The organism is Paraburkholderia sp. BR10937, assembly GCF_040965695.1.
GTDB lineage: Bacteria > Pseudomonadota > Gammaproteobacteria > Burkholderiales > Burkholderiaceae > Paraburkholderia.
Genome location: NZ_JBFRCL010000001.1, coordinates 196660 through 222693 on the forward strand (window position 1 = coordinate 196660; position 26034 = coordinate 222693).

Genomic DNA, 26034 nt, shown 5'->3' on the forward strand with positions numbered 1-26034 from the left:
GCTTCCGAGTCCCGCTCCCACACCCTACGATCCGGTCCCACGCCATGACTGACCATACCCTGCGCCTTTCCGGCCTCGAGCCCTTCAACGTGACCGAAGGCACGCTGTTCATCAACGTGGGCGAGCGCACCAACGTGACCGGCTCGAAGGCATTCGCGCGGATGATTCTCAACGGCCAGTTCGACGAGGCGCTCGCGGTGGCGCGCCAGCAGGTCGAAAACGGCGCGCAGGTCATCGACGTCAACATGGACGAAGCCATGCTCGACTCGAAGGCGGCGATGGTGCGCTTCATGAACCTCATCGCCTCCGAGCCCGACATCGCGCGCGTGCCGATCATGATCGACTCGTCGAAGTGGGACGTGATCGAGGCGGGCCTGCAGTGCGTGCAGGGCAAGGCCATCGTCAACTCGATCTCGCTCAAGGAAGGCAAGGAGCAGTTCGTGCATCACGCCAAGTTGATTCGCCGCTACGGCGCGGCGAGCGTGGTGATGGCGTTCGACGAGCAGGGCCAGGCCGATACGTTCCAGCGCAAGACAGAGATCTGCAAGCGCTCATACGACATCCTCGTGAACGAAGTGGGCTTCCCGCCCGAGGACATCATCTTCGACCCGAACATCTTCGCGGTGGCCACGGGCATCGAGGAACACAACAACTACGCGGTGGACTTCATCGAAGCCACGCGCTGGATCAAGCAGAACCTGCCCTACGCGAAGATCAGCGGCGGCGTGTCGAACGTGTCGTTCTCGTTCCGCGGCAATGACCCGGTGCGCGAGGCGATCCACACCGTGTTCCTCTACCACGCCATTCAGGCGGGCATGGACATGGGCATCGTCAACGCGGGCCAGCTCGGCGTGTACGCCGACCTCGACGCCGAGCTGCGCGAGCGCGTGGAAGACGTGGTGCTCAACCGCCGCGCCGACGGCACCGACCGTCTGCTCGAAATCGCCGACAAGTTCAAGACCGGCGCCGCGAAGAAGGAAGAGAACCTCGAGTGGCGCAACCAGGCCGTGGAAAAGCGTCTTGCGCATGCACTCGTGCACGGCATCACGAATTTCATTGTCGAGGACACCGAAGAAGCGCGCGAGAAGATCATGGGCGGCGGCGGCCGGCCGATCAACGTGATCGAAGGCCCGCTCATGGACGGCATGAACATCGTCGGCGACCTGTTCGGCCAGGGCAAGATGTTCCTGCCGCAGGTGGTGAAATCGGCGCGCGTGATGAAGCAGGCCGTGGCGCACCTGATTCCGTTCATCGAGGAAGAAAAGCGTTTGCTCGCCGAGTCGGGCGCCGATGTGCGCGCGAAGGGCAAGATCGTCATCGCGACGGTGAAGGGCGACGTGCACGATATCGGCAAGAACATCGTGTCGGTGGTGCTCCAGTGCAATAACTTCGAAGTGGTCAACATGGGCGTGATGGTCCCGTGCAACGAGATCCTCGCGAAGGCCAAGGTCGAAGGCGCGGATATCGTCGGCCTCTCAGGGCTCATTACGCCGTCGCTCGAGGAAATGGCTTACGTCGCGAGCGAAATGCAGCGCGACGACTACTTCCGCATCAAGAAGATTCCGCTCTTGATCGGCGGCGCGACCACCTCGCGTGTGCATACGGCCGTGAAGATCGCGCCGCACTACGAAGGTCCGGTCGTCTACGTGCCGGACGCGTCGCGTTCGGTTTCGGTGGCGTCGAGCCTGCTTTCCGATGAAGGCGCAGCGAAGTACCTCGACGAACTCGAGGCCGACTACGAGCGCATTCGCGACCAGCACGCCAACAAGAAGGCCACGCCGCTCGTGACGCTCGAAGAAGCGCGCGCGAACAAGACGAAGATCGACTGGGCGAACTTCCAGCCCGTGAAGCCGAAGTTCATCGGCCGCCGCGTGTTCAAGAACTTCGACTTGAACGAACTCGCGCATTACATCGACTGGGGCCCGTTCTTCCAGACGTGGGATCTCGCCGGCCCCTATCCGCAGATCCTCAACGACGAGATCGTGGGCGAGTCGGCGCGCCGCGTGTTTTCCGACGCGAAGTCGATGCTCGCGCGCGTGATTCAGGGCCGCTGGCTGCAGGCCAACGGCGTGATCGCGCTGCTGCCCGCGAACACGGTGAACGACGACGACATCGAGATCTACACCGACGATTCGCGCAGCGAAGTCGCGCTCACGTGGCGCAACCTGCGCCAGCAGTCGGTGCGTCCGGTGGTGGACGGCGTGATGCGGCCGAACCGGTCGCTCGCCGACTTCATCGCGCCGAAGGACTCGGGCGTGGCCGACTATATCGGCATGTTCGCGGTGACGGCGGGCATTGGCGTGGACGTCAAGGAAGCGCAGTTCGAGAAGGACCACGACGACTACAGCGCGATCATGCTCAAGGCGCTCGCGGACCGCTTCGCGGAAGCGTTCGCCGAAGCGCTGCACGCACGCGTGCGCCGCGACCTGTGGGGCTATGCGGCTAGCGAAGCGCTCGACAACGACGCACTGATCGCCGAAAAGTACGCCGGCATTCGCCCCGCTCCTGGCTACCCGGCCTGCCCCGATCACCTCGTGAAGCGCGACATGTTCGAGTTCCTGCAGGCGGGCGAGGTGGGCATGAGCGTGACGGAATCGCTCGCCATGCTGCCGGCCGCGAGCGTGTCGGGCTTCTATCTCGCGCACCCGGACAGCACCTATTTCTCGGTGGGCAAGATCGGCCAGGACCAGCTCGCCGACTATGCAAAGCGTATGTCGCTCTCCGACGAAGACGCCCGCCGCGCGCTCGCGCCGCAGCTCTAGGCCGCACGGCGCGCCGCCGCGGGCGGCGCGCTTTCCCTCATCGCGCTACCCCTGTTGTCGCCGCCCGACATACGCCATCCGGCAAGGTGAAGATTACGCGCGCGCGATTTTTCGGCTTTGTAAGATGGCCCGGCAAGACCCGGTATCAACTGCATGACACCCGGCCCCATGCGGCAACGCCGCGCCGGCTCGATCATCAGCAAATCCTTAAAACGCAAAATCGAAGCAACCTCGACGGAGAAATCGTATGAAGAAGCTGATGTTGATGTTGACCGCCTTCGGCGTCGCGGCGCTTGCGCAGCCGTCGTTCGCCCAGCCGGCCGCGCCGGAGCAGGCGAGCCCGGCGACGTCGTATTCGGCGCCCACCGAAAAGCACGTGAAGAAGCCGAAGAAAAAGAAGATGAAGCCGGAGGCTTCCGCTGCCGAACCGGCGGCCGCCAGCCAGTAAGGTGAGCCGACGGTGAACAAAAGCAAAGAGCCCGCGATATTGCGGGCTCTTTGCTTTTGGAACGTCGAATCGGCGGGCAGCCGGGCACGATCCCGCGCTCGCCGCCCGGTCACGTCACGCAAGGCCGTCAAACACTGGCCTCAAGCACGGACCTCAAATGCCCCACAGAACGTCGTTGTCTTCCTTCTTCGCGGCGCGCAGCATATCGAGGAACGGAAAAGCGCGTTGCGCGAGGCCGACCGGCAGTTCGTGATGCAAGTGGCCGTCCTCGCCTTCGTGATAGTGACCCTCCTGCTCGTGGCGCTCTTTCTTGTCCGTGACGATGGCCGCTTCGAGCTTGGCTATGGCGGCGTCGAGTTCGTCGTGGGTAATCACGCCGTGCGGGCCGAGCCGCTTGCCGATGATGCCGAGAAGGTATTGCGCGAGGTTCTCCAGCATCATGACATCAGGCGCCGCATGGCATTTAAAAGTAACCAGCATGTCTGTTCCCTTTATGATTTTTTGGATTTGCGCGTGACGTTCCGGCCTGCGAAGCCAGATGGGCCAAGGCGGTCCCTGTCGCGCTACCTCATTTCACATATTAGCACCTGCTAAAATCCGTCAGGACGGAATTACCCGCAGGGCGCGGCGCCCGGTCGTTCTGGCGTCAGGTACGCCGCCACGCCGCCTGCCGCAACGAGGCCCCCCGTGCATTGGCGCATGGCAGGTGGCCCGCCGCGAGGCTGGCGCCCTCACCCGTATCCGGCGGTCGGCGCCGGCAAACCAGGGGCCATGCCCCCGGTGACGCCCCCAGGCGCCGGCCCCGCATCCCATTACCCGCACAGGACTTGCAACCAGCATGCTGCCCGCACAGAAACACACCCTGGAGACCCTGCTCGCGCAAGCCGTAGCCCAGGTGGCGAAGGCCACCGAAGGCGCGAGCGAAGCCGCACTCGTCGTGCCCGCGATCACGCTCGAGCGCCCGAAGGTCGCCGCCCACGGCGACGTCGCCTGCAACGTCGCGATGCAGCTCGCCAAGCCCATGCGCGCGAATCCGCGCCAGCTCGCCCAGCAGATCGTCGACGCCGTGCTCGCCCAGCCCGAGGCCGCAGGTCTCGTCGAGGCGGCCGAAGTGGCCGGCCCCGGCTTCATCAACCTGCGTCTGACCGCCAGCGCCAAGCGTGCCGTGATCGGCGCCGTGTTCGAGCAGGGCGAGGCATTCGGCCGCTCGCAGCGCGAAGCCGGCAAACGCGTGCTCGTCGAGTTCGTCTCGGCCAACCCCACGGGCCCGCTGCACGTGGGCCACGGCCGCCAGGCCGCGCTCGGCGACGCCATCTCGAACGTGCTCGGCTCGCAGGGCTATGACGTGCACCGCGAGTTCTACTACAACGACGCGGGCGTCCAGATCGGCAACCTCGCCGTCTCCACCCAGGCGCGCGCGCGCGGCTTCAAGCCCGGCGACGCCGAATGGCCCGAGGCGGCCTACAACGGCGAATACATCGCCGACATCGCGCGCGACTACCTCGCGGGCGAAACGGTCGCGGCCAAGGACGGCGAGCCCGTCACGGGCGAGAAGGACCCCGAGAACCTCGAAGCGATCCGCCGCTTCGCCGTGGCCTATCTGCGCCACGAGCAGGATCTCGACCTGCAGGCGTTCGGCGTGAAGTTCGACCGCTACTACCTCGAGTCGTCGCTGTACACCGAAGGCCGCGTCGAGAAGACCGTCGAGGCGCTGGTCGCGTCGGGCCAGACCTACGAGCAGGAAGGCGCGCTGTGGCTCAAGACCACCGACTACGGCGACGACAAGGACCGCGTGATGCGCAAGTCCGACGGCACCTACACCTACTTCCTGCCCGACGTGGCCTACCACGTCACCAAGTGGGAGCGCGGCTTCACGAAGGTCATCAACATCCAGGGCTCCGATCACCACGGCACCATCGCGCGCGTGCGCGCGGGCCTGCAGGCGCTCGGCATCGGCATTCCGAAGGGCTATCCCGACTACGTGCTGCACAAGATGGTCACGGTGATGCGTGACGGCCAGGAGGTGAAGATCTCCAAGCGCGCGGGCAGCTACGTGACGGTGCGCGACCTGATCGAATGGTCGGGCGGCGCGAACCCGGGCAGCGAAGTCTCGCCCGACCTGCTCGACGAGGCGACCATCCGCCGCGGCCGCGACGCCGTGCGCTTTTTCCTCATCTCGCGCAAGGCCGACACCGAATTCGTGTTCGACATCGACCTCGCGCTGAAGGAAAACGACGAGAACCCGGTGTACTACGTGCAGTACGCGCATGCGCGCATCTCGTCGATTCTCGGCGACTGGCAGGGCAAATTCGGCGGCGATCCGGCCGCGCTGCCCAAGGTCGATCTCGCGCCGCTTGCGAGCGAGCGCGCGCTCGCGCTCATCGCGAAACTCGGCGAATTCCCCGACATGCTCACGCATGCGGCCAGCGAACTCGCGCCGCACGCGGTGGCGTTCTACCTGCGCGAACTCGCCGCTGAGTTTCACTCGTTCTACAATGCCGAACGCGTTCTCGTCGATGACGTCGCCGAACGCGACGCCCGCGTCGCCCTCCTCGCGGCCACGCGCCGGGTGCTCGCGAACGGCCTCGCCGTGATCGGCGTGTCCGCGCCGGAGCGCATGTAACGAGACGCGCGAGACCCGCGCGCAGCAGCTTGTTTGGGGCCGCCGCCTCGCGCGGACGGCCATTCCAGGATTCTCTTGTTTGCAGGTGATTCAGACGATGGCAAAACCGCGCCGCACTACAAAACAGCAGTCGAAGCAGTCCGGGGGAACCTTTCTCGGCATCGTGCTGGGCCTGATCGTCGGCCTTGCGATCGCGGTGGTGGTGGCGCTGTACATCACGCGCGCGCCCACGCCGTTCGTCTCGAAGGTCGCGCCGCCGGCCGCGTCCGACGTCGGCCAGAACAACGAGCAGGTCGACCCGAACCGCGCGCTGCAGGGCAAGTCGCCGGGCCAGCCGGTGCCGCAGGCCGCCCAAAGCACGCCGCCCAACACGGCGCCGGGCCAGACCACGAACCAGTCGCAGTCCTCGGGCATGCTCGAAGAGCCGCAGATCGTGGAAGTGCCGCCCTCGGGTTCGAACAGCAACGCCGCCAACAACGGCGTGGCGGTCGCGCCGCAGCCGTCGACGGGTGAAAACGTCACGAGCGGTACGGCGATCGCGAAGAAGCCGCAGTCGGCCAGCAACTCCACGAGCAACCCGGCGCAGATCCTCGCGAACAACCAGCCGCAGAAGCCCGCCAACGCGGTGCCGACGCCCCCGGGCGCCAAGCCCGGCAGCGCCGCGCCCGCCCCGGGCGACGCCAACACCGGCTATTTCCTGCAGGTGGGCGCGTACAAGACGTCGGGCGACGCCGAGCAGCAGCGTGCGCGCCTCGCGTTCCAGGGCTTCGAGTCGAAGGTGACGCAGCGCGACGCCGGCGGCGTGACGTACTACCGCGTGCGCATCGGTCCGTTCACGAAGTTCGACGATATGAACTCGACGCGTCAGCGCCTGTCCGACGCCGGTATCGATACGGCCGTCATCCGCTTCACGAAGCAGTAATCGCCGTCCGCGCCGCGCACCGCGCGCCCGCCCGCCGAAGCCGCAGCAGCGCGGCGTTCGCGTGAGGCCTGGCCGCGGCGCGCGGCGCGGCGTCCATCAACAAGCAATACCCGCGCAGCACCCGCACGCGCCTGGTTCGCGCCAACGGCGTCCTGCGGCAGACAACCGGCCGCCGCCGGTCCAAGAACAGTGGATTCCAACGCCATGAAACGACTTCTCGGTACGCTTTTTCTCTCGCTTTCGCTGATCGCCGGCGTGGCCCACGCCTCGGCCGCGGCACCCGTGGCCGGCAAGGACTACACGGTCCTGAAGGCTCCCCAGGCGCTCGACGTGCCCGCAGGCAAGATCGAAGTGATCGAGTTCTTCTGGTACGGCTGCCCGCACTGCAACGCGTTCGACCCGTATCTCGAAGCGTGGATCAAGAAGCAGGGCCCGGACGTCGTGTTCAAGCGCGTGCCGGTGGCGTTCCGCGACGATTTCATCCCGCACTCGAAGATGTACTACGCGCTCGACGCGCTCGGCCTCGCGCAGAAGCTCACGCCGGTCGTGTTCCACGAAATCCACGTAAACAAGAACTACCTGCTCACGCCGGAGGACCAGGCGAAGTTCCTCGCCACGCAAGGCGTGGACGCGAAGAAGTACATGGAAGCGTACAACTCGTTCTCGACGCAGAGCGCGCTGCAGCGCGACAAGGCCCTGCTCGATGCCTACAAGATCGACGGCGTGCCGACCATTGCGATCCAGGGCAAGTACGAGACCGGCCCGGCCATGGTCCAGGGTCCGGAAGACAAGGCACTGCCGGGCACGGCCCAGGTGATGGACTACATCATCTCGCAGATCCGCGCGAAGAAGATGTGAGGAACAGCGCCATGCAAGACGCGCCACAGAAGGTCTTCATCACCGGCGCGTCGAGCGGCATTGGCGCCGCGCTCGCAGCCGAATACGCGCGGCAGGGCGCCATCCTCGGGCTCGTCGCGCGCCGCGGCGAGGCCCTTGCCGGCTTCCGGCAGTCGCACCCCGGTCACCCCGTCTCCATCTATCCCGCCGATGTGCGCGACGCCGATGCGCTCGCCGCCGCCGCGCGCGACTTCATCGCCCAGTACGGCATGCCCGACATCGTGATCGCCAATGCGGGCGTAAGCCGCGGCGTGCTGACGGGCGAAGGCGATCTCGCCACGTTCCGCGACGTGATGGACACCAACTACTTCGGCATGGTCGCCACCTTCGAGCCGTTCGCCTCGGCCATGGCGCAGGCCAGACGCGGCACGCTCGTGGGTATCGCGAGCGTGGCCGGCGTGCGCGGGCTGCCGGGCTCGGGCGCCTACAGCGCCTCGAAGGCCGCAGCGCTCGCCTATCTCGAAGCGCTGCGCGTGGAAATGCGTCCGTTCGGCGTGCCCGTGGTCACCATCGCGCCCGGCTACATCCGCACGCCGATGACGGCGAAGAACCCCTACCGCATGCCCTTCCTGATGGACGCGGACCAGTTCGCCGCGAAGACCGCGCAAGCGATCGCGCGCGGCACGTCGTTCGCGGTATTCCCCTGGCCGATGCGCGTGGCCGCCACGATGCTGCGCGCGCTGCCGCGCTGGGTCTACGATCGCGTGTTCGAAAAGGCGCCGCGCAAGCCGCGCACGGCGAGCCACTGAGCCGCTGCGGCTCGCCGCCCCCATGCCATATGGGTATGTGGATTAAATTGTTGTCTCGGCAATTTCCCTTCGATAAGCTTGGCTCGTCCGGGCGCCCTTCTGAGCCTTCTCGCCTCTCCTGAATCGAACAAAACGGGGCGCCGCCCGCCACCGAAGAACCACGGAGATCCCATGCGCTTCACCCCGCCCTCCGCGCGCACGCTTGCGCCTGCTCTCGTGCTCGCGACCGCGCTTGGCGCCGCGTTCGCGGCCACGCCCGCGCTCGCCAAACCGCTGACGGTCTGTACAGAATCGAGCCCCGACGGTTTCGACGTCGTGCAGTTCAACTCGCTCGTCACGACCAACGCGTCCGCCGACGTCATCTTCAATTCGCTCGCGGCCTATGACGAAGCACAGAAGAAGGTCGTGCCCGCGCTCGCGGACAAGTGGGAAGTGAGCGCCGACGGCCTGACCTATACGTTCTATCTGCGGCCCGACGTGGCGTTCCAGACCACCGAATGGTTCAAGCCCACGCGTACGCTCAACGCCGACGACGTGGTCTTCACATTCGATCGCATGCTCGACGCGAACAATCCGTGGCACAAGGTGGCCGGCGCGAGCGGCTTCCCGCACGCACAGTCGATGGGCCTCGTGAAGCTCGTGAAGGCGGTCACGAAGGTCGACGCGAACACGGTGAAGTTCGAGCTCAACGAGCCGAACGCCACGTTCCTCTCGATCCTCACGATGGGCTTCGCGTCGATCTACTCCGCCGAGTACGCCGACCAGCTGCTCAAGGCCGGCAAGCAGGTCGATCTGAACGCGAAGCCGGTGGGCACGGGCCCGTTCGTGCTCAAGAGCTACACGAAGGACGCGGTGATCCGCTACGACGTGAATCCGACCTACTGGGGGCCGAAGCCGAAGGTGGACCGCCTGATCTACGCGATCACGCCCGACGCCGCCGTGCGCGCGCAGAAGGTGAAGGCCGGCGAATGCCAGATCGCGCTCTCGCCCAAGCCGCAGGACGTGGCCGCGGCGAAGGACGACAAATCGCTCAAGGTGGTGGAGACGCCCGCGTTCATGACGGCGTTCGTCGCGCTCAACACGCAGAAGAAACCGCTCGACAACCAGAAGGTGCGCCAGGCGCTGAACATGGCGTTCGACCGCACGACGTACCTGAAGGCGATTTTCGACAACACCGCCACGCCCGCGACCAACCCCTGGCCGCCCATCACCTGGGGCTACGACAAGTCGATCCAGCCGTATCCGTATGACCCGGCGAAGGCAAAGCAGCTGCTCGCCGACGCGGGCTTCCCCAACGGCTTCGCGACGACGATCTGGGTGCGTCCGAACGGCAGCGTGCTGAACCCGAACCCGCGCGCGGGTGCGCAGCTGTTGCAGGCCGATTTCGCGAAGGTCGGCGTGAAGGCCGACATCAAGGTGATCGAGTGGGGCGAGCTGATCAAGCAGGCGAAGCAAGGCCAGCACGACACGCTCTTCATGGGCTGGGCCGGCGACAACGGCGACCCCGACAACTATCTCTCGCCGCTCTTCAGCTGCAATGCGGTGCAGTCGGGCATCAACTTCGCGCGCTTTTGCGATCCACAGCTCGACAAGCTGATCGCCGAAGGCAAGGCCACCGCCGACCAGGCGAAGCGCGTGAAGCTCTACGAAGCCGCCCAGCAGATCATCCACGACCAGGCGCTGTGGATTCCGCTTGGCTACCCGACCGCCTCCGCCATCACGCGCACAACCGTGAGCGGCTATCAGGTGAGCCCGTTCGGACGCCAGAACTTCGCGAGCGTCGCGGTGCAGTAACCGCTGGAACCGCGCCGGGCTTCCGCGCCCGGCGCGCCGTTCGTTTACAGGCCTGCCCTCACGATCACGAAATGAAACAGGGTCGCCTGCGCCAAACACGCGGGAAGCCCGCCACAGGCTGGCGAGCGCCCTTTCCTCGCATTACCGCCCGTAAAATTCGCGCGCAGTTTGTTGCAGTTTGGTAACTCAAGCCGGCGAGCGCCTGGCTACATTGAAGCCATCGAATCTTCAACCGCAGGGGCTCAAAATGAAAACCAAACTCTTTGCCGCGCTGGGTGCCGGAGCGCTCGTCCTGGCCGCCTCGCAAACCGCGATGGCCGGTGTGGTGGTCGGCCTGAACGTCGGCGTGCCCGCTCCGGTTTATGTGGCACCCGCGCCGGTGTATGTCGCGCCGCAGCCTGTTTATGTCGCGCCGCGCCCGGTCTACGTCGCGCCGCCCGTGCGCGTGGCCTATGCGCCGGCTGTCGTGGTCGGCTGGCACGGCGACCGCTACTGGGACGGCCACCGCTGGTACGGCCGCAACGAATGGCATGGCCGTCGCGGCTGGTACTAAACCCATCGCCCGAAAGGCAAAGCGCCTCGCGAATCGCGAGGCGCTTTTGTTTTACGCGCTGTCCTTACATGCCGCCCGGATCACTTGCGGTCCGCGACGATCTGGTCGAACGTGCCGCCATCGGCGAAGTGCGTTGCCTGCGCGTTCTGCCAGCTGCCGAACACCTGCTCGACCGTGAAGGTCTTGATCGGCTTGAACTCGCTTGCGTGCTTCGCGAGCACCGCGGCATCGCGCGGACGCAGATGGTGTTGCGCGATGATCTCCTGCGCGGCGGGCGAATACAGATAGTCGAGATACGCCTGCGCGCTCTTGCGCGTGCCGCGCTTGTCCACGACCTTGTCGACGATCGTCACCGGCGGCTCCGCCAGCAGACTCACCGAGGGATAGACGGCTTCGAAGTCCTTCGCCCCCACGCCCGTATCGATGAGCGCCACTTCGTTTTCGAAGGTCACGAGCACGTCGCCGATGCCGCGCTGCGTGAAGGTCGTCGTGGCGCCCCGGCCACCCGCGTCCAGCACCGGCACGTTCTTCAGCAGCGCACGCTCGAAGTCGAGCGCCTGGGCGTCGCTCGCGCCCTGCTGCTTGCGGTAGCCCCATGCGGCCAGATACGCGTAGCGTCCGTTGCCCGACGTCTTCGGATTGGCAATCACGACCTGCACGCCAGGTTTGGCGAGATCGTCCCAGTCCTTGATGTGTTTAGGGTTGCCCTTGCGCACGAGGAACACCATCGTCGTCGTGTAGGGCGTGCTCGCGTCGGGCAGGCGCGTGCGCCAGTTGGCGGGCACGAGATGACCTTGCTGCGCGAGCAGGTCGATGTCGTTGGGCTGGTTCATCGTTACGACATCGGCTTGCAGGCCTTGCAGCACCGAGAGCGCCTGCGCGCTCGACGCGCCGTGCGACTGCTTGATCGACAGGGCCTCGCCGGTCTTCTTCTGGTAGTCGGCGATGAAGCTCGCGTTGATGTCCTTGTACAACTCGCGCGTCACGTCGTACGAGACGTTCAGCAGCGACGTTTCTGCATGCGCCGCCGCCGCGCTCAATGCGATGATGCCCGCGCCGAACCAGCGCGCCGTGCGTCCCAACCCTGCCATGGTGATCCCCGTCTGTCGTTGAAAGGCGTTTCGGCCTGCCTGCATGATTTTCGTAAGCAGACCGAACGCTCGATTCTAGCGAGCCGGGGCGCACGGCTTATACCAATGCGAGCTTTGCTTTGCGGCTTTTGTGCTAAGCCATGATGTGCGCGCCACCGTCGATATACACGGTGTTGCCGCTCATACGGCGGGCGTAGCGCGTGGCGAGATACGCGGTGGCATAGCCGACGTCCATGATGTCGACGAGCTCGCCGAGCGGCGCACGCTCCACGGCTTCGGCAAGCATGCGGTCGAAGTCGGGCAGCCCCGAGGCCGCGCGCGTCTTGAGCGGCCCGGGCGAGATCGCGTGCACGCGGATGCCGATCGGCCCGAGTTCGTAAGCGAGATAACGGCACGACGCTTCGAGCGCCGCTTTTACCGGGCCCATCAGGTTGTAGTTGGGCACGACGCGGTTCGCGCCGTCGTAGCTCATCGCGAAGAGCGTGCCGCCGTGCGGCATGAGCGGCACGGCACGCTTCGCCATGCGGATGAACGAGTGGCACGACACGTCCATCGCATACGCGAAGCCCTGGGCCGACGAATCGACCAGGCCGCCCTGCAGATCCTCTTTCGGCGCATAGGCGATGGAGTGCAGCACGATGTCGAGCGATCCCCACGTATCGCGCACGGCATCGAACACGGCATCGAGCTGGCCGTCTTCCTCGACGTTCAACGGCAGCAGCAACTGCGCGCCCAGTTCGTTGGCGAGCGGCTCGACGTAGGGTTTGGCCTTGTCGTTGAGATAGGTGACGGCGAGCTGCGCACCGAGATCGGAGAACGCGCGGGCGCAGCCGTAAGCGATCGAATCGGCGTTCGCCACGCCGGTAACGAGTGCGCGCATGCCGGCAAGCGGCCGTTCGGGAGGAGTATGCATGGCTGACCTCGCAGTGGAAGTGGGGCCGGTGATGGCCGCGGATGCAGTTGCCGATCGGGCTGCCGGTGTGGCTAGCTCAAAGCGACGCGCCGCATCGGTGGGGATGCGGCGCGTGCGGAGTGACACGGGAACCGGCTTCGTTACTCGCCCGCGCTGCGCGTCGCGCGGCGGCGCGTGGCCGTCGTGCCCGCGGCCCGCGTGGAGGTGGGCGTCGATGCCGCGCGCGAGCGGCGCGCCGCCGTTTTTGCGGCCGCCGGCGCCTTCTTCGCTTCGGCCGGTTCCGCACTCTTCACCTTCACGCCGGCGCGCGCCGCACGCATGGGTTTTGCGGGCGCGGCGTGCTCGGACGCAACGGCGGCCTTCGCGCGGGAGGACTTCGCGGGAGCCGCGGGGGCTTCAGCTTCGGGTTCTGCAGCCTGTGCAGCGGAAGATGCCTTGACGCCCTGTTCGGCGCTGCCGTCGCCGGCCGTGCCGCCACCAGCGCCCGAAACACCGCCGCCGTCCGACGACGACCCGCCGCCGTCGAGCGGCGGCAGTCCTGTCTTCTCGCTGCCCGGCTCGACGCCCAGCGCACGCTGTACATGGCGATAGCGCTCGCGCCGCTCGCCTTCGAGCGGCCCGGACACCGTCGCGATGCGGTACACGGCCGCAAGCAGCGCGCGGCGCGTCTTCATGTCGGGCACGATCTCGGGCAACGCGTCAATCGCGGCCTGCGGGTCGAGCTGGACGATCGCGCCCTGGCGGCGCGCCGATTCCTTGAGCTCGGCGATGCTTGGCTGACGATCGCCGAGATACTCGCGCGCGAGTTCGCGCATGCGCTGGAACGGCCGGTACTGCACGGCATGCATTTCGTCGACGATGTAAGCGGCAATGCGCATGAACGCGTCGACGAGCGAACCCTTCGCGAGATGCGCGCGCGCCGCGCGCAGGCGGTACTGCGCCAGCTCCTTGCGCAGCGCCATGAGCGGCGGCGCGATCGGCTCGAGCGGCTGGTTGGGCGCCACGCCCACACAGGCCTGCACCCACGGCGCGGTGTACACGTTGTAGAAGGTGCTCTCGACCCACGCATCGCGCGCGTCGCGATACGCATCCAGCGTTGCCTCGATGGTCGCCGAAGCCTGCTTTTCGAGCAGCGTGAACGGATTGTCGGGCGCGGCCGGCTTGCGATGCGCGCGCACCGCTTCCGCCATGGCGGGCAGCACGCCCAGCGCAGGATTTGCGTCGCTCAGCACGCTGCGCTCCACGCGCGACGGATGCGACTCGCGCAGCGCATGTGCGCTGAACGCATTGCTCGACGCACGCACGAACGGCGAGACGAACAGGTCATACAGGCGCTGGTTGTTCTCCGCGAGACGGCGCACCACCTCGAAGGGCTGCTCGTCGTCGCGGCCGTCGTCGAGCGCGAGAATATCTTCGATGGTGCGCAGCTCGAAGCGGATCTCGTAGCGCCCTTCGAGCGCTTCGAGGCGGCCTGCTTCCGGCGTCGAGTCGGTGATCTTCGCTTCGTAGAGGCCCGGCGGCAGCACGTCGATCAGGTCGAGCGCCGAGAATAGTTCGGTGTGCTCCTTATTGGCCACGCTCGCCGAAACGAAGATGCCCAGGTGACCCACCTTGTCGTGCAGGCAGTACACGATCACCTGCTCGTTGGCGACGATCTCGTCGACGCTCGCGTAGAGGTCGGGAATCCAGTTGAGTGCCTGCTGCGGCGGCGTGATGTTGTCGCCCCAGGAGGCGAGCACGATGATCGGCGTGCGGATGTTGCGCAGGTCCACCGGCGAGCGCGCGTTCTTCGCGAACACCTCGTTGCGCGTGAGGTGGTTGCCCACGAACAGGTTCTGCACGATCCAGTCGATCTCGGCGCGGTTCAGCTGGAAATGGCCGCCCCACCAGCGCTCGAATTCGAGAAAGCGCTCGCGCTCGGAATCGACCTTCGAGTAGAGGTTGTAGAGCTTGCCCCAGTACGTGTTGGCCGGATTGAGGTATTCGAAATTCTGCACCAGATACGCGCCGTCGAAGCGCCCGTCGCCCAGGTCGGCCGCGAGCGAGGACATCCACGAGCCGCCCAGCATGCCGCCCGAATAGCGCATGGGGTTCTTGCCGCGCACGCCGGCCCAGTACGACAGCGGCGAGCCCGCGAGCATGAGCGGGCCGACCAGCGCGGGCGCGGAGGCCGCGAGCAGCGCCGCGGCCCAGCCGCCCTGGCAGTTGCCGATGATGAACGGCAGGCCGTCCGCGTCGGGATGCAGCTCGCGCACGCGTTGAATGAAGACGGCTTCGGCCTGCGCGACCGACTGGATCGTCTGCGTTTCGCAGGGCAGCGGGAAGAAAGTGACGAAGTAGCACGGGTGGCCCTTGCGCAACGCGATGCCGACTTCGCTGTCCATCTTGAAGCCGGCAATGCCGGGACCGTGGCCCGCACGCGGATCGATCACGACGAAGGGGCGCATGCGCGGATCGGTCGGCACGCCCTCTTCGGGCTTGATGCGCAGGAGTGCGTAATTGCAGGGATCGTCGAGTTCGCGGCCGTCGACGATCACTTCGTAGTCGAACGCGAGCACCGGCGGCATGCCCGCCTGCTCGTGCACATAAGTCTGGTTGCCGCGCTCGCGCAGCACGTCGAGGAACAGCACGCTGCGCTGCCAGGCGTCGTAGACGTAATCGTAGAGCGGCTGCGCAACCGTGGGCGCGGCCTGCGCCGTTTCGATGACCTGGTTGACGGCCGAGGACACGGCCGAAGCCGCGTCGGTCAGCGGCGTGTGGGGCGATGACTCCTCGTCGGATGCGCCCGCGAGGGGCCAGAACGGCGCAAAGGGCCAGAAAGACGTGCCCGATGCGAGCGTGGGCAGAAATGAAAACGGCGACGAAACGAGCGGCGAGGAGGTGGGAACTGCCACGAGACGAATCTCCTTTAAGGGGAGCGCCGGCTCGCCTCGCGGCAAGCAGGCGCCAGGCCGGCGCGGGCCGTGGATGCGCGCCTTCACGACGAATGACGCGCGGGGCCTGGCCGCTGCCCCTGTTCTGCCGCCCTCAGAGCGGCGGCATGGCGGGCAACGGGGCCGGCAAAAGAGTTTCGCGGCCGCGTGCGCGTTTCGTGCGCCTCGCGACCGCGACGTGAAAAGAGCCAGATCATGTTGCACTGCGGCATCTAAAAACTTAGGCGGCGGCCCCGCGAAAGTCAAGGTTCGGGGCGGGCCCCGGTGCCTCTGCGATGATCGCAACGCCCTGTGAACGAAGCATGACAGGCGCGACTGTCGGGCCTGACCGCCGCGCGTCACGATGCCGCGCGGGCCTCGCGTGCACCTAGCCGCCTGCCACCTTCGCGCTGGTCTACACTGTTACGGCTTTGCGCGCCGCAGCATGGTCCAGATGCATGTCCTAGTGGAGACCGCCATGACTTCATCGCCTGACAAGTATTCGGTTCTGCTCGCCCGTTGCGGCGGCCTCGCGCCCGTGCCCACCGCCGTGGCGCATCCCTGCGACGTGTCCTCGCTCACCGGGGCGCTCGACGCCGCGAACCTCGGCTTGATCGTGCCAATCCTCGTCGGCCCCGAAGCGAAGATCCGCGCGGTGGCCGAGGAGGCCGACCTGCGCCTCGACGGCATCACCCTCATCGACGCGCCGCACAGCCACGCCGCCGCCGAATTCGCCGTGCGCGCCGTGCGCGAGGGCCAGGCCGAACTGCTCATGAAGGGCAGCCTGCACAGCGACGAGCTGCTCCACGAGGTCGCGCTCGGCGCGAATGGCCTGCGCACCGAGCGGCGCCTCTCGCACGTGTTCGCGATGGACGTGCCCTCGTACCACAAGCCGCTCTTCATCACCGATGCGGCCGTCAACATCTTCCCCAAGCTCGCCGACAAGGCCGACATCGTGCGCAACGCGATCGACCTCGTGCAGTCGCTGGGCGTGGGCACACCGAAGGTCGCCATCCTCGGCGCCGTGGAAACGGTGTCCGAAAAGATGCCCTCCACCATCGACGCCGCCGCGCTCTGCAAGATGGCCGACCGCGGCCAGATCACGGGCGGCCTGCTCGACGGCCCGCTCGCCTTCGACAACGCGATCAGCGCCGAAGCCGCGCGCATCAAGGGCATTACGTCGCCCGTGGCAGGCGACCCCGACATCCTGCTCGTGCCCGACCTCGAAGCGGGCAACATGCTCGCCAAGCAGCTCACCTTCCTTGCCGGCGCGGAAGCGGCCGGCATCGTCCTCGGCGCACGCGTGCCGATCATCCTCACCAGCCGCGCCGACAGCGTGCGTTCGCGCATCGGCAGTTGCGCGATCGCCGTACTGCTCGCGCATGCGCGGCGCGCGCGCAAGGCAACGGAGATCCTGTGAGCAGCGTCCAAGCCCAGCCGGCCGGGGAAGGCCATGTCGTGCTCGTCGTGAATGCGGGCTCGTCGAGCATCAAGTGTTCGGTGTTTCGCGTGATCGAAGACGACCACGTGGAAGGCGGCGCGCGCGCGCTGCATGGCGCGGGCGGGCAGATCGAGGGCATCGGCGTCGCGCCGCGCGTGGTCGCGCATATGGCCGACGGGCGCCTGATCGTCGACGAGAAGTTTCCGGTGGCCCAGGTCGCCGATCACGACGCTGCGTTTCGCCTCCTGCGCCTCGTGCTCGCCGTGGGGCTGCGCGATACGCCGCCCGCCGCGATCGGTCACCGCGTGGTGCACGGCGGCGCGCGCTACGCCGACGCGGTGCTCATCGACGACGAAGTGATCCAGGCGCTCGACGCGCTCACGCCGCTCGCACCGCTGCATCAGCCGCACAACCTCGCCGCGATTCGTGCGGTGCGTCAGGCCGCGCCCGAGCTGCCACAGGTGGCGTGCTTCGACACCGCGTTCCACGCGGGCAACGACATCATGGCGCAGCTCTTTGCGCTGCCGTACAGCTATTACGGCGAGGGCGTGCGGCGCTACGGCTTTCACGGCCTCTCGTACGAATACATCGCCAGGCACCTGCATCAGGTCGCGCCCGACATTGCGCGCGGGCGCGTCGTCGTCGCGCATCTGGGCAACGGCGCGAGCCTGTGCGCGATGAAGGACGGCAAGAGTATCGAGACCACCATGGGCCTCACCGCGCTCGACGGCCTGCCCATGGGCACGCGCTGCGGCGCGCTCGACGCGGGCGCCGTGCTCTGGATGATGGCGAAGGGCATGGACTACCACGCCATCGAGAAGGTGCTGTATCAGGAGTCGGGCCTGAAGGGCCTGTCGGGCCTGAGCAGCGACATGCGCGAACTGCTCGCGAGCGGCAGCGACCGCGCCAGGCTCGCGATCGACTTCTATACGTATCGCATCGCGCAGGACGTCGGCAAGCTCGCCGTGGTGCTGGGCGGGCTCGACGCGCTCGTGTTCACGGCGGGCATCGGCGAGCATGCCGCGCCGATTCGCGCGCAGGTGTGCGAGCGACTCGCACCGGTGTTCGGCACCGTGCTCGACGCGCAGGTCAACGAGGTGGGCAGCAGCAACGGCAACGAGCGCGTGAGCACGGGCGAAAGCCGCGTTCCCGTTTTCGCGATCCGCACCGACGAAGAAGGGATGATCGCGCTCCATACGGCGCGGTTGTTGCGGGCGGCGCTCAGGCACTGAGCGGGCGCTGGAACGCTGAGCCGCAGCACGGCGCTGCGGCTCGCCGCCGCCTCACCTCACCTCAGGCGTACGCCGGACCACTCTGGTCGAATGCCGCGTCGCGCAAGCGCCCCGGCGCGGCGCCATGAACGAGCGTATCGACGAAATACTTCGCGCGCGGCCACGGCCCAAAGCCTGCCGCCGTGTTGATGTGACCCGCATCGCCGAGATTCACGAACGTGCTGCCCAGTTGCTGCGCGAGCGCGCGGGCTCCTTCGAGCGGCATCCACGGATCGGTTTCGCTGCCGATGAGGATGGACGGCACGGGCAGTTGCCGCGCCTCGAACGGTCCGGCAAAGCGGAATTTCTCGGGACTCGCAGGCGCGACGAACAGCACGCCGGCAACGTCGGCGCCGCTTTCCCCCAGCATGCCGGTGTGCAGCGCATGCGCCACCACGAGGCAGCCGAAGCTGTGCGCGGCCAGCAGGAACGGCCCGCGCTCGCCCGCCAGCCGCCGTGCGAGCCCCGCGCCCCAGACCGCGAGATCGGGCGCGTCCCAGTCGTCCTGCTCCGCGCGCAGCGAGCGCGCGAACTGGCGTTCGAGCCAGCTCTGCCAGTGAGCGCCGTCGCTACCGTGCAGGCCCGGCACGGTGACGAGGCGGGGCGGCCAACGCATTTGCGCGCACGAAAGCATGATTTTTTCCTCGCTGGAACACGGCGTGAATCGATTGTGGCCTGCGCGCCGCGCGCGCCGAACCAATTTTTTTTGCTTAGCTTTTCGGCGCCCCCGGCCTGGTCCGGCGCGAGACAGGCCGCGGGCAGGCGCGCCGCGATTTGCCCGGCGGCCGCGGGCCTGAAAAAGTAGAATGGTGCCGGTGCACGCGGCGCTCAAAGGCCGCACGCAATGCAACAGCGCGCGTAGGTTCGAGGCGCGCAGCCGTTACCAGGGACAGGTTCACCCATCATGAAGATCATTTTCTGGTTCCCGCAGACCGACGCCTCCACGTGGCTCCACGGCCTCGCGCGCGCCCTGCCCAATGCCGAGTTGCGCGAGTGGCAGCCCGGCGACACCGACCCCGCCGACTACGCGGTCGTCTGGCACCCGCCGCGCGAACTCTTCGGCGTGCCGGGACTTCGCGCCATCTTCAATCTGGGCGCAGGCGTCGACGCGATCCTCGCCCACGAGCGCGAGCGGCCGGGCACGCTGCCCGGCACCGCCATGCTCGTGCGGCTCGAAGACTCGGGCATGGGCCGGCAAATGAGCGAGTACGTGCAACATGCCGTGCTGCGCTACCTGCGCCGCTTCGACGAATACGCGCTCGCCCAGGCGCGCCGCGAATGGCACGTGCTCGCGCCGCATCCGCACGAGACCTTCACGGTGGGTGTGCTGGGTCTCGGCGTGCTGGGCGCGCAGGTCGCGCACGCCGTCGCCTCGCTCGGCGTGCCGGTGCGCGGCTTTTCGCGCAGCATGAAGACGATCGAGGGCATCGAAACGTATTCGGGCGAATTGCACGGCGAGCAGTTCGACGCCTTCCTCGACGGCGTGAAATTGCTCGTGAACCTGCTGCCCGCCACGCCCGACACCGAAAGCGTGCTCAATGCGCGCACCTTCGGCAAGCTCTCGCGCGGCGCGTATCTCGTGAACGTGGCCCGCGGCACGCATCTGGACGAACCGGACCTGCTCGACGCGCTGGCGAACGGCACGCTCGCGGCAGCAACGCTCGACGTGTTCCGCGAAGAACCGCTGCCGCCCGATCACCTGTTCTGGCGCGAGCCGCGCATCACGATCACGCCGCACAGCTCGGCGCTCACGTTGCGCGACGAGGCGATCTCGCAGGTCGCCGACAAGATCGGCGCGCTGGCTCGCGGCGAGACCGTGAGCGGCGTGGTGCACGTCGGGCGCGGTTACTGAACATCGCGGCGGCACATCGCGAAGCCTTTTCAAAATACTGTTGGAGACACGGCAATGGCATTACCCACCGCAGTCAAGATCGTCGAAGTCGGCCCGCGCGACGGCCTGCAGAACGAGAAGGAATTCGTTCCCACCACAACCAAGATCGAACTGATCAACCGGCTCTCGGCCGCGGGCTTTCCGAACATCGAGGCCGCCTCGTTCGTCTCGCCCAAATGGGTTCCGCAGATGGCCGACGGCGCAGAAGTCATGGCCGGCATCGAGCGCCGCAGCGGCGCGATCTATTCGGTCCTCACGCCGAATCTGCGCGGCTTCGAAGGCGCGCTCGCCGCGCGCGCGGACGAGATCGTGATCTTTGGCGCGGCGAGCGAGGCGTTCTCGCAGAAGAACATCAACTGCTCGATCGCGGAAAGCATCGAGCGCTTCGCGCCCGTGGCGCAAGCCGCGAAGGAGCATGGCGTGCGCATTCGCGGCAGCGTGTCGTGCGCGCTCGGCTGCCCGTATCAGGGCGAAGTGCCGGTCGCATCGGTCGTCGATGTCGCGGAACGCTTCGCCGCGCTCGGCTGCGACGAGATCGACATTGCGGACACCATCGGCGTGGGCACGGCGAAGCGCGTGCACGAAGTGTTCGAGGCGGTGACGAAGGTGTTCCCGCGCGAGCGCCTGTCGGGCCACTTCCACGACACCTACGGCCAGGCGCTCGCCAACATCTATGCGGCGCTCGAAGAAGGCATCGCCATTTTCCACGCCTCCGTGGCGGGCCTCGGCGGCTGTCCGTATGCGAAGGGCGCCACGGGCAACGTCGCGACCGAAGACGTGCTGTACCTCATGAACGGCCTGGGCATCCATACCGGCGTCGACCTGAACCAGGTCGTCGCGGCAGGCGACTTCATTTCGACCGCCATCGGCCGGGCCAACGTCTCGCGCGCGGGCAAGGCCCTGCTCGCGAAGGCCCGCAGCGAAGCCGCCTGCGCGTGACGCGCGACCCATCGAATCGCAGTACGAAGGAAATCAACTCATGACGGAAACCCTCGACAACCTCGACGCCCTGCCCGACTCCGCACGCCGTGTCGCCCTGATGCTGCGCGAGCGCGGCCACGCGAGGCCGGTCGTGATGCTGCCCGAGACCGGCAAGACTTCCGCCGAAGCCGCCGCGGGCCTTGGCTGCGAAGTCGCGCAGATCGCCAAGTCGATCCTGTTTCGCCGCCGCGCAGACGACGCGCCCGTGCTCGTGATCGCGAGCGGCGCGAACCGCGTGGACGAAAAGAAAGTGGCTGCGCACGTGGGCGAGATCGGCCGCGCCGACGCGAAGTTCGTGCGCGAGAAAACCGGCTATGCCATCGGCGGCGTGTGCCCGATCGGCCACGCCACGACGCCCGTCACGCTGATCGACGCCGATCTGTTCGCGCTCGAAAGCCTGTGGGCCGCCGCCGGCCATCCGCATGCGGTGTTCAACCTCTCGCCACAGGAACTCGAAGCGCTGACCGGCGCGCCCGTGGTGGACGTCGCGCTGCGCGACGCGTGAGCATGACCGCGAGTCACGACACCGTCACGCCGCCCTCGCCTTGCATCAACATCTGCCGCATGGATGAGCGCAGCGGCTTGTGCGAGGGATGCCTGCGCACCATCGACGAAATAGCCGGCTGGTCCACGTTCGACGACGAGGCGAAACGCGCCGTCTGGGATGCGATCGAGACGCGGCACGCCGAATGGGTCGCGCAGCGCTTCGCGTCGGCGTCGCAAGGAGAAAAACAATGAACGCGCCCGCCCGCGTGGTCACGGTCGGCGAGACGTTCCGCTCGACGCTTCAGCTCACGCCCGAATCGGTGAAATCGTTCGGACTGCTCGTGAACGACCTGAACCCGCTGCACCACGACGAAGCGTACGCGGCGCAAAGCCGCTTTGGCGGCCTGATCGCATCGGGCACGCAACCCACCGCGCATTTCATGGCGCTGCTCGCCACGCACTACTCGCAGTACGCGCAACCGCTCGGGCTCGAATTCGACATGAAGCTCAAGCGCGCCGCCCACGCGAACGACACGATCACGTTCGAGTGGCGCGTGGATGAAGCGTGGTGGAAGCCGAGCCTGAACGGCGATCTCGTGAAGCTCGTGGGCGAGGCCGTGAACCAGAAAGGCGAAACGCTCGTGGTCGGGCACGCGACGATCCTCGTCATGCCCAAGCCCGGGCACATACCGGCGCATGCACCGGCATGAGCGCCACGCCCGCACTGCCTGAATCGGTTCGCGTGTTCGAGCGCGGCTGGCTGTCGTCGAACAACGTGCTGCTCGTCGATGAGGCGCGCGCCGCACTCGTCGATACCGGCTACGCCACGCACGCCGAACAGACGCTCGCGCTCGTGCGCCACGCGCTCGGCCCGCGCGCGCTCGATCTCATCGTCAACACGCACCTGCACTCCGACCATTGCGGCGGCAACGCGCGGCTGCAGGCGCACTGGCCCTGCGCGACGCTGATCCCCGCGGCGAGCGCGCCGATCGTGCGCGACTGGGACGAAACGCGTTTGAGCTTTCTCGCCACCGGGCAGACCTGCGACCGATTCGCGTTCACAGGCACGCTCGCGGCGGGCGATCGGCTCGCGCTAGGCGGCTTCGAATGGGAAGTGATCGGCGCGCCGGGGCACGACCCCGACTCGGTGATGCTCTACGCAGCCGGGCCGCGCCTGCTCATCAGCGCCGATGCGCTTTGGGAGCACGGCTTCGGCGTGATCTTTCCCGAGCTCGAAGGCGAAAGCGGGTTCGCCGAGCAGCATGCGGTGCTCGAAGCCATCGCGAAGCTCGAGGTGCGGGTGGTGATTCCGGGCCACGGCAAGCCGTTCACCAACGTCGCGGCGGCGCTGGAGCGCGCGTTCTCGCGCCTCGCCTGGCTGCGCGCCGACCCGGCCCGCAACGCCAGGAACGCGCTCAAGGTGCTGATCGTCTTCAAGCTGCTGGAAGTGCGCACGATGACCTTCGACTCGCTACTGGCGATGCTGGAAAACGCCGCCTCCCTGCACGCCGCGGCGCAGCAACTCGCGCCGCGCGGCGCGTGGCCGGCGCTGCTGCGCGAACTGGCTGGGGAACTGGCGAAGAGCGGCGCGCTGGTCGTGGACGGCGAACGCCTCGAAGCCCCGGCGGCCGAGGTCTAGCCGGGCTGCAGCGAAAAAGCGGGAAAAGCGCGAAAAAAAACGCTCGTCCGTTTCCGGACGAGCGTTGGAATTAGCTCTGACGTGATCAAACTGTCGAGCCGATGATACTCGCGCCAGAATTCCCGAAGCATCGGTGATTTCCCTACAGATGACCTACGAGCGCAGGCCTGACGCATACTCACAGGGACTCACAGGGACTCACAGGACCCATTCATCTGGAATCCGAATCAATCTCACTGCCCGAGCTTGAGCCGCACCAGCTCGAACAGATGTGAACACAGGTAGAGTCCGAGCCCGATCGCGCCGCCGATCACCGTGCCGTTCACGCGGATCTTCTGCAGGTCCTTGCCGATTTTCAGTTCGATGAGCCGCGCCGTCTCGCGCGTGTCCCAGTTTTTCACGGTGTCGCGGATGTGATGCGTGAGGTAACGCGCGAAGTCGGGCGCCATGGCGCGCGCGGCGTCTTCGAGATGGCCGTTGAGCGAGGCGCGCAGGTCGGCATCGGCGGCGAGCGTCTCGCCGAGCCACTGGCCCGTTGCGGCGACCCTCGCGTGCAGCGCCGAGTCTTCGCGCTCCAGATCGTCGCGCAGCCACGCGCGCAGGCTGTCCCACAGCGCGCGCGTGTAATCGTTGAGCGCGCCGCCCTCGCGCAGGCTCGCCTTCAGTTCCTCGCCCTTGCGCAGGAACGCCGGATCGCTCTTCAGCTTCACGATCAGCTTTTCCACGACCTCATCGAACTTCTGGCGCAGATGATGCTCGCGATCCTCGCTCACCTGCAGCAGCAGCCGGTTCACGGCGCTTTCCACCACGCGCGCGCCGCTTTCGCCGATCCACTCACTGGGCAAAAACTTCTCGGTCGTCGGATAGTCGCTCTTGAGCCAGTCGACGATGGCCGATGCGACGAAGGCGCGCGTGCTGTCGTCGCGCAACACAATGGCGAGCTGCTCGAGCATCTGGTCGAGCAGCTCCTGGTGGCGGCCGTCCCGGGTGAGCGTGTCGAGAATCGCGCCCGCCGACTTCGAGAAGTCGACGCGCGCGAGCGCCGCGTGCAGGCTGTCGCGAATGAAGCTCTGGATGCGCGCGTCGTCGGTGAGGCCGAGCACGCCCGACATCATGCGCACCGCGTAGTCGCCCAGGCGCTGCGCATTCTGCGGCGCGGTGAGCCAGCTGGAAAGCCGCGCCACCGGATCGTGGCGCCGGATCAGCCCGACCAGCGAACCGACGTCGAGAAACTTGTCGCGCACGAAGGCGGCGAGTTCGTCGGCGATGCGCTCCTTGTTGCGCGGAATCACGCCCGTATGCGCCGCAACGAACGGAATCGGGACGCGCCGGAACAGCGCGACCACCGCAAACCAGTCGGCGAGGCCGCCGACCATGGCGGCTTCGCTCACCGACTTGACGCCGTCCGTCACGACGCCCGGCGGGAAAAAGAGTGCCGTGCCGGCGAACACGAGTGCTGCAGCCAGCAGAAACGCCAGCGCCTGGCGCTTGGCGCGCGCGAGTTCGGCTTCGTCCCGTGGGGCGTGCAAAGGCGTCATGAGGAGCAGGGAGTCGCGGATTCGAATCGCGACATTATGCTGCCCGCCTGCCAACCGCTGCACGCCGGGACGCCCCGTCAGTGCTGCACGCTCGCTACGCCTCAGGCCGAACGCGCGCTTCGGCGCTGCGGCACGATCCGCCAGCCGAGATTCACGCCCGCCGCCGCGACGAGGATGAGCGCGGCGCCCACCACCTGGATCCACGCGAGACGCTGGCCGAACGCGAACCAGTCCACGAGGATCGCGACCACGGGGTAGATGAACGAGAGCGCGCCCGTCATCGCCGTGGGCAGCTTCTGGATCGCGCCGTAGAGCAGCACGTACATGATGCCCGTGTGCACGATGCCGAGCGTGACGAGCTGCGCCCAGTGCAGCGGCGTGGCCGGCAGCGTGCCGTAGTGGATGAACGGCGCGAGCGCGAGCGCGCCGAACGCGAGCTGCACGAGCGCGATGAGGTGCGGCGGCGTGCCCTTGAGATGGCGCGTGATGATCGACGAGATCGCGTAGAGAAACGCCGCGCCCGCCGCGTAGGCCACGCCCTGCAGATACTCGCCGGGCACCGCGAGCACGGCGGGCTGCACCTCGACCACGCACACGAGGCCGAGGAAGGCCACCGCCAGCCAGGCCACCGTCGAAGCGCTCACGCGCTCGCGCAGAATGACCACGCCGAGACCGACCAGCATGAACGGCTGCGTGTTGTAGACGGCGGTGGCCATGGAGATCGACGCACGCGAATAGGCGGCGAACAGCAGCACCCAGTTCGCGACGATGGCCGCGCCGCCCAGCACGGCGAGCGCGAGCGTGCGCGGCGGCAGGTGCTTGCGGCGCAGCAGGCCGAGCGCGGCGCACACGAGCGTGAGCGTCACGCCACCCAGCACACAGCGCAAAAAGGCGATGTTGATCGGGGCCTGCCGCGACGCGACCACGAGCCAGCCGATGGTGCCGGACATCAGCATCGCGACGATCATCTCGGCGGCGCCGCGGCGAATTTCAGGAGTGGTGGAAGACATGAGCTTGCATCCTCGTTGTAGCGGACGAAGGGCGCGCGGCCCTTCGCATCTGCAAGCCAGTTTATCGGCTGCAAGGCGAGGAATACATGGCTAAACTTAGGCGAGAGGCAAGA

23 protein-coding genes are annotated in these 26034 nt (G+C 67.0%); 16 read left to right on the forward strand and 7 right to left on the reverse strand.

From position 1 onward, the window contains the following. The first annotated feature begins 44 nt into the window (after window positions 1-44). Both metH and AB4Y44_RS00930 read left to right on the forward strand, forming a co-directional pair. Window positions 45-2762 (forward strand): methionine synthase, encoded by a 2718-nt coding sequence (gene metH, locus AB4Y44_RS00925; protein WP_368698447.1) that lies wholly within the window; start codon window positions 45-47, stop codon window positions 2760-2762. A gap of 247 nt (window positions 2763-3009) precedes the next feature. Continuing rightward, window positions 3010-3210, forward strand: a complete 201-nt coding sequence (locus tag AB4Y44_RS00930; protein ID WP_342919521.1) for an acid-shock protein — start codon at window positions 3010-3012, stop codon at window positions 3208-3210. A 153-nt stretch (window positions 3211-3363) separates the two neighbouring features. Here AB4Y44_RS00930 and AB4Y44_RS00935 read toward each other — a convergent pair whose 3' ends face one another. After that, the gene (locus AB4Y44_RS00935; protein ID WP_342919522.1) at window positions 3364-3690 is read right to left on the reverse strand and encodes a DUF1840 domain-containing protein; all 327 of its coding nucleotides are present in this window, start codon (window positions 3688-3690) and stop codon (window positions 3364-3366) included. 358 nt (window positions 3691-4048) lie between these two features. Between AB4Y44_RS00935 and argS the strand changes: the two genes are divergently transcribed. The 6 genes from argS to AB4Y44_RS00965 all read left to right on the forward strand — a co-directional run bounded on the left by argS (window position 4049) and on the right by AB4Y44_RS00965 (window position 10748). After that, on the forward strand, window positions 4049-5833 hold the full coding sequence (gene argS, locus AB4Y44_RS00940; RefSeq protein ID WP_342919523.1) for an arginine--tRNA ligase: 1785 nt from the start codon (window positions 4049-4051) through the stop codon (window positions 5831-5833). Window positions 5834-5912: 79 nt separating this feature from the next. After that, complete coding sequence (locus AB4Y44_RS00945) at window positions 5913-6755, forward strand: SPOR domain-containing protein (protein ID WP_342919524.1); 843 nt, start codon at window positions 5913-5915, stop codon at window positions 6753-6755. Window positions 6756-6959: 204 nt separating this feature from the next. Next, a complete protein-coding gene (locus tag AB4Y44_RS00950; RefSeq protein WP_254314667.1) occupies window positions 6960-7613 on the forward strand; it encodes a thiol:disulfide interchange protein DsbA/DsbL in 654 nt (217 codons plus the stop codon). 11 nt (window positions 7614-7624) lie between these two features. Further along, entirely contained in the window at window positions 7625-8401 is a 777-nt protein-coding gene (locus AB4Y44_RS00955) for an SDR family oxidoreductase (protein ID WP_342919525.1), read from the forward strand. A gap of 171 nt (window positions 8402-8572) precedes the next feature. Beyond that, window positions 8573-10195, forward strand: coding sequence for an ABC transporter substrate-binding protein (locus AB4Y44_RS00960; RefSeq protein WP_368698448.1), 1623 nt, complete (start codon window positions 8573-8575; stop codon window positions 10193-10195). 247 nt (window positions 10196-10442) lie between these two features. Further along, window positions 10443-10748, forward strand: a complete 306-nt coding sequence (locus AB4Y44_RS00965; RefSeq protein WP_368698449.1) for a hypothetical protein — start codon at window positions 10443-10445, stop codon at window positions 10746-10748. A gap of 80 nt (window positions 10749-10828) precedes the next feature. Here the strand turns inward: AB4Y44_RS00965 and AB4Y44_RS00970 are convergent, their stop codons facing one another. The 3 genes from AB4Y44_RS00970 to AB4Y44_RS00980 form a co-directional block, all read right to left on the reverse strand. Next, entirely contained in the window at window positions 10829-11839 is a 1011-nt protein-coding gene (locus AB4Y44_RS00970) for a sulfate ABC transporter substrate-binding protein (RefSeq protein WP_368698450.1), read from the reverse strand. A 133-nt stretch (window positions 11840-11972) separates the two neighbouring features. After that, complete coding sequence (fabI, locus tag AB4Y44_RS00975) at window positions 11973-12752, reverse strand: enoyl-ACP reductase FabI (protein ID WP_342919529.1); 780 nt, start codon at window positions 12750-12752, stop codon at window positions 11973-11975. Window positions 12753-12892: 140 nt separating this feature from the next. After that, window positions 12893-15646, reverse strand: coding sequence for a DUF3141 domain-containing protein (locus AB4Y44_RS00980; RefSeq protein ID WP_342919530.1), 2754 nt, complete (start codon window positions 15644-15646; stop codon window positions 12893-12895). Between the two features lie 496 nt (window positions 15647-16142). Between AB4Y44_RS00980 and AB4Y44_RS00985 the strand changes: the two genes are divergently transcribed. Then, window positions 16143-17084 carry a bifunctional enoyl-CoA hydratase/phosphate acetyltransferase gene (locus AB4Y44_RS00985; protein ID WP_342919531.1) on the forward strand — a complete coding sequence of 314 codons (942 nt, stop codon included), beginning with the start codon at window positions 16143-16145 and terminating at the stop codon, window positions 17082-17084. Next, window positions 17081-18337, forward strand: coding sequence for an acetate/propionate family kinase (locus AB4Y44_RS00990; RefSeq protein WP_368698451.1), 1257 nt, complete (start codon window positions 17081-17083; stop codon window positions 18335-18337). Before AB4Y44_RS00985 ends, AB4Y44_RS00990 begins: the two co-directional genes overlap by 4 nt. A gap of 61 nt (window positions 18338-18398) precedes the next feature. On the opposite strand, the gene AB4Y44_RS00995 is transcribed toward AB4Y44_RS00990, so the two are convergent. Further along, window positions 18399-19010, reverse strand: coding sequence for an alpha/beta hydrolase (locus tag AB4Y44_RS00995; protein WP_342919533.1), 612 nt, complete (start codon window positions 19008-19010; stop codon window positions 18399-18401). Between the two features lie 270 nt (window positions 19011-19280). On the opposite strand from AB4Y44_RS00995, the gene AB4Y44_RS01000 reads away from it, so the two are divergent. The 6 genes from AB4Y44_RS01000 to AB4Y44_RS01025 are packed head-to-tail and all read left to right on the forward strand — an operon-like array spanning window position 19281 to window position 23373. Then, window positions 19281-20228: a 2-hydroxyacid dehydrogenase gene (locus AB4Y44_RS01000; protein ID WP_368698452.1), complete on the forward strand. Its 948-nt coding sequence runs from the start codon at window positions 19281-19283 to the stop codon at window positions 20226-20228. Between the two features lie 54 nt (window positions 20229-20282). Next, window positions 20283-21206 (forward strand): hydroxymethylglutaryl-CoA lyase, encoded by a 924-nt coding sequence (locus AB4Y44_RS01005; protein ID WP_342919535.1) that lies wholly within the window; start codon window positions 20283-20285, stop codon window positions 21204-21206. Between the two features lie 40 nt (window positions 21207-21246). Continuing rightward, the gene (locus tag AB4Y44_RS01010) at window positions 21247-21753 is read left to right on the forward strand and encodes a YbaK/EbsC family protein (RefSeq protein WP_342919536.1); all 507 of its coding nucleotides are present in this window, start codon (window positions 21247-21249) and stop codon (window positions 21751-21753) included. Window positions 21754-21755: 2 nt separating this feature from the next. Then, window positions 21756-21986: a DUF1289 domain-containing protein gene (locus AB4Y44_RS01015; RefSeq protein ID WP_342919537.1), complete on the forward strand. Its 231-nt coding sequence runs from the start codon at window positions 21756-21758 to the stop codon at window positions 21984-21986. After that, window positions 21983-22444 carry a MaoC family dehydratase gene (locus AB4Y44_RS01020; RefSeq protein WP_368698453.1) on the forward strand — a complete coding sequence of 154 codons (462 nt, stop codon included), beginning with the start codon at window positions 21983-21985 and terminating at the stop codon, window positions 22442-22444. Before AB4Y44_RS01015 ends, AB4Y44_RS01020 begins: the two co-directional genes overlap by 4 nt. Next, complete coding sequence (locus tag AB4Y44_RS01025) at window positions 22441-23373, forward strand: MBL fold metallo-hydrolase (RefSeq protein WP_368698454.1); 933 nt, start codon at window positions 22441-22443, stop codon at window positions 23371-23373. Before AB4Y44_RS01020 ends, AB4Y44_RS01025 begins: the two co-directional genes overlap by 4 nt. A gap of 233 nt (window positions 23374-23606) precedes the next feature. Here the strand turns inward: AB4Y44_RS01025 and AB4Y44_RS01030 are convergent, their stop codons facing one another. Then, window positions 23607-24911, reverse strand: coding sequence for a DUF445 domain-containing protein (locus AB4Y44_RS01030; RefSeq protein ID WP_368698455.1), 1305 nt, complete (start codon window positions 24909-24911; stop codon window positions 23607-23609). Between the two features lie 101 nt (window positions 24912-25012). Then, window positions 25013-25921 (reverse strand): DMT family transporter, encoded by a 909-nt coding sequence (locus AB4Y44_RS01035; protein ID WP_324160108.1) that lies wholly within the window; start codon window positions 25919-25921, stop codon window positions 25013-25015. Between the last annotated feature and the right edge of the window lie 113 nt (window positions 25922-26034).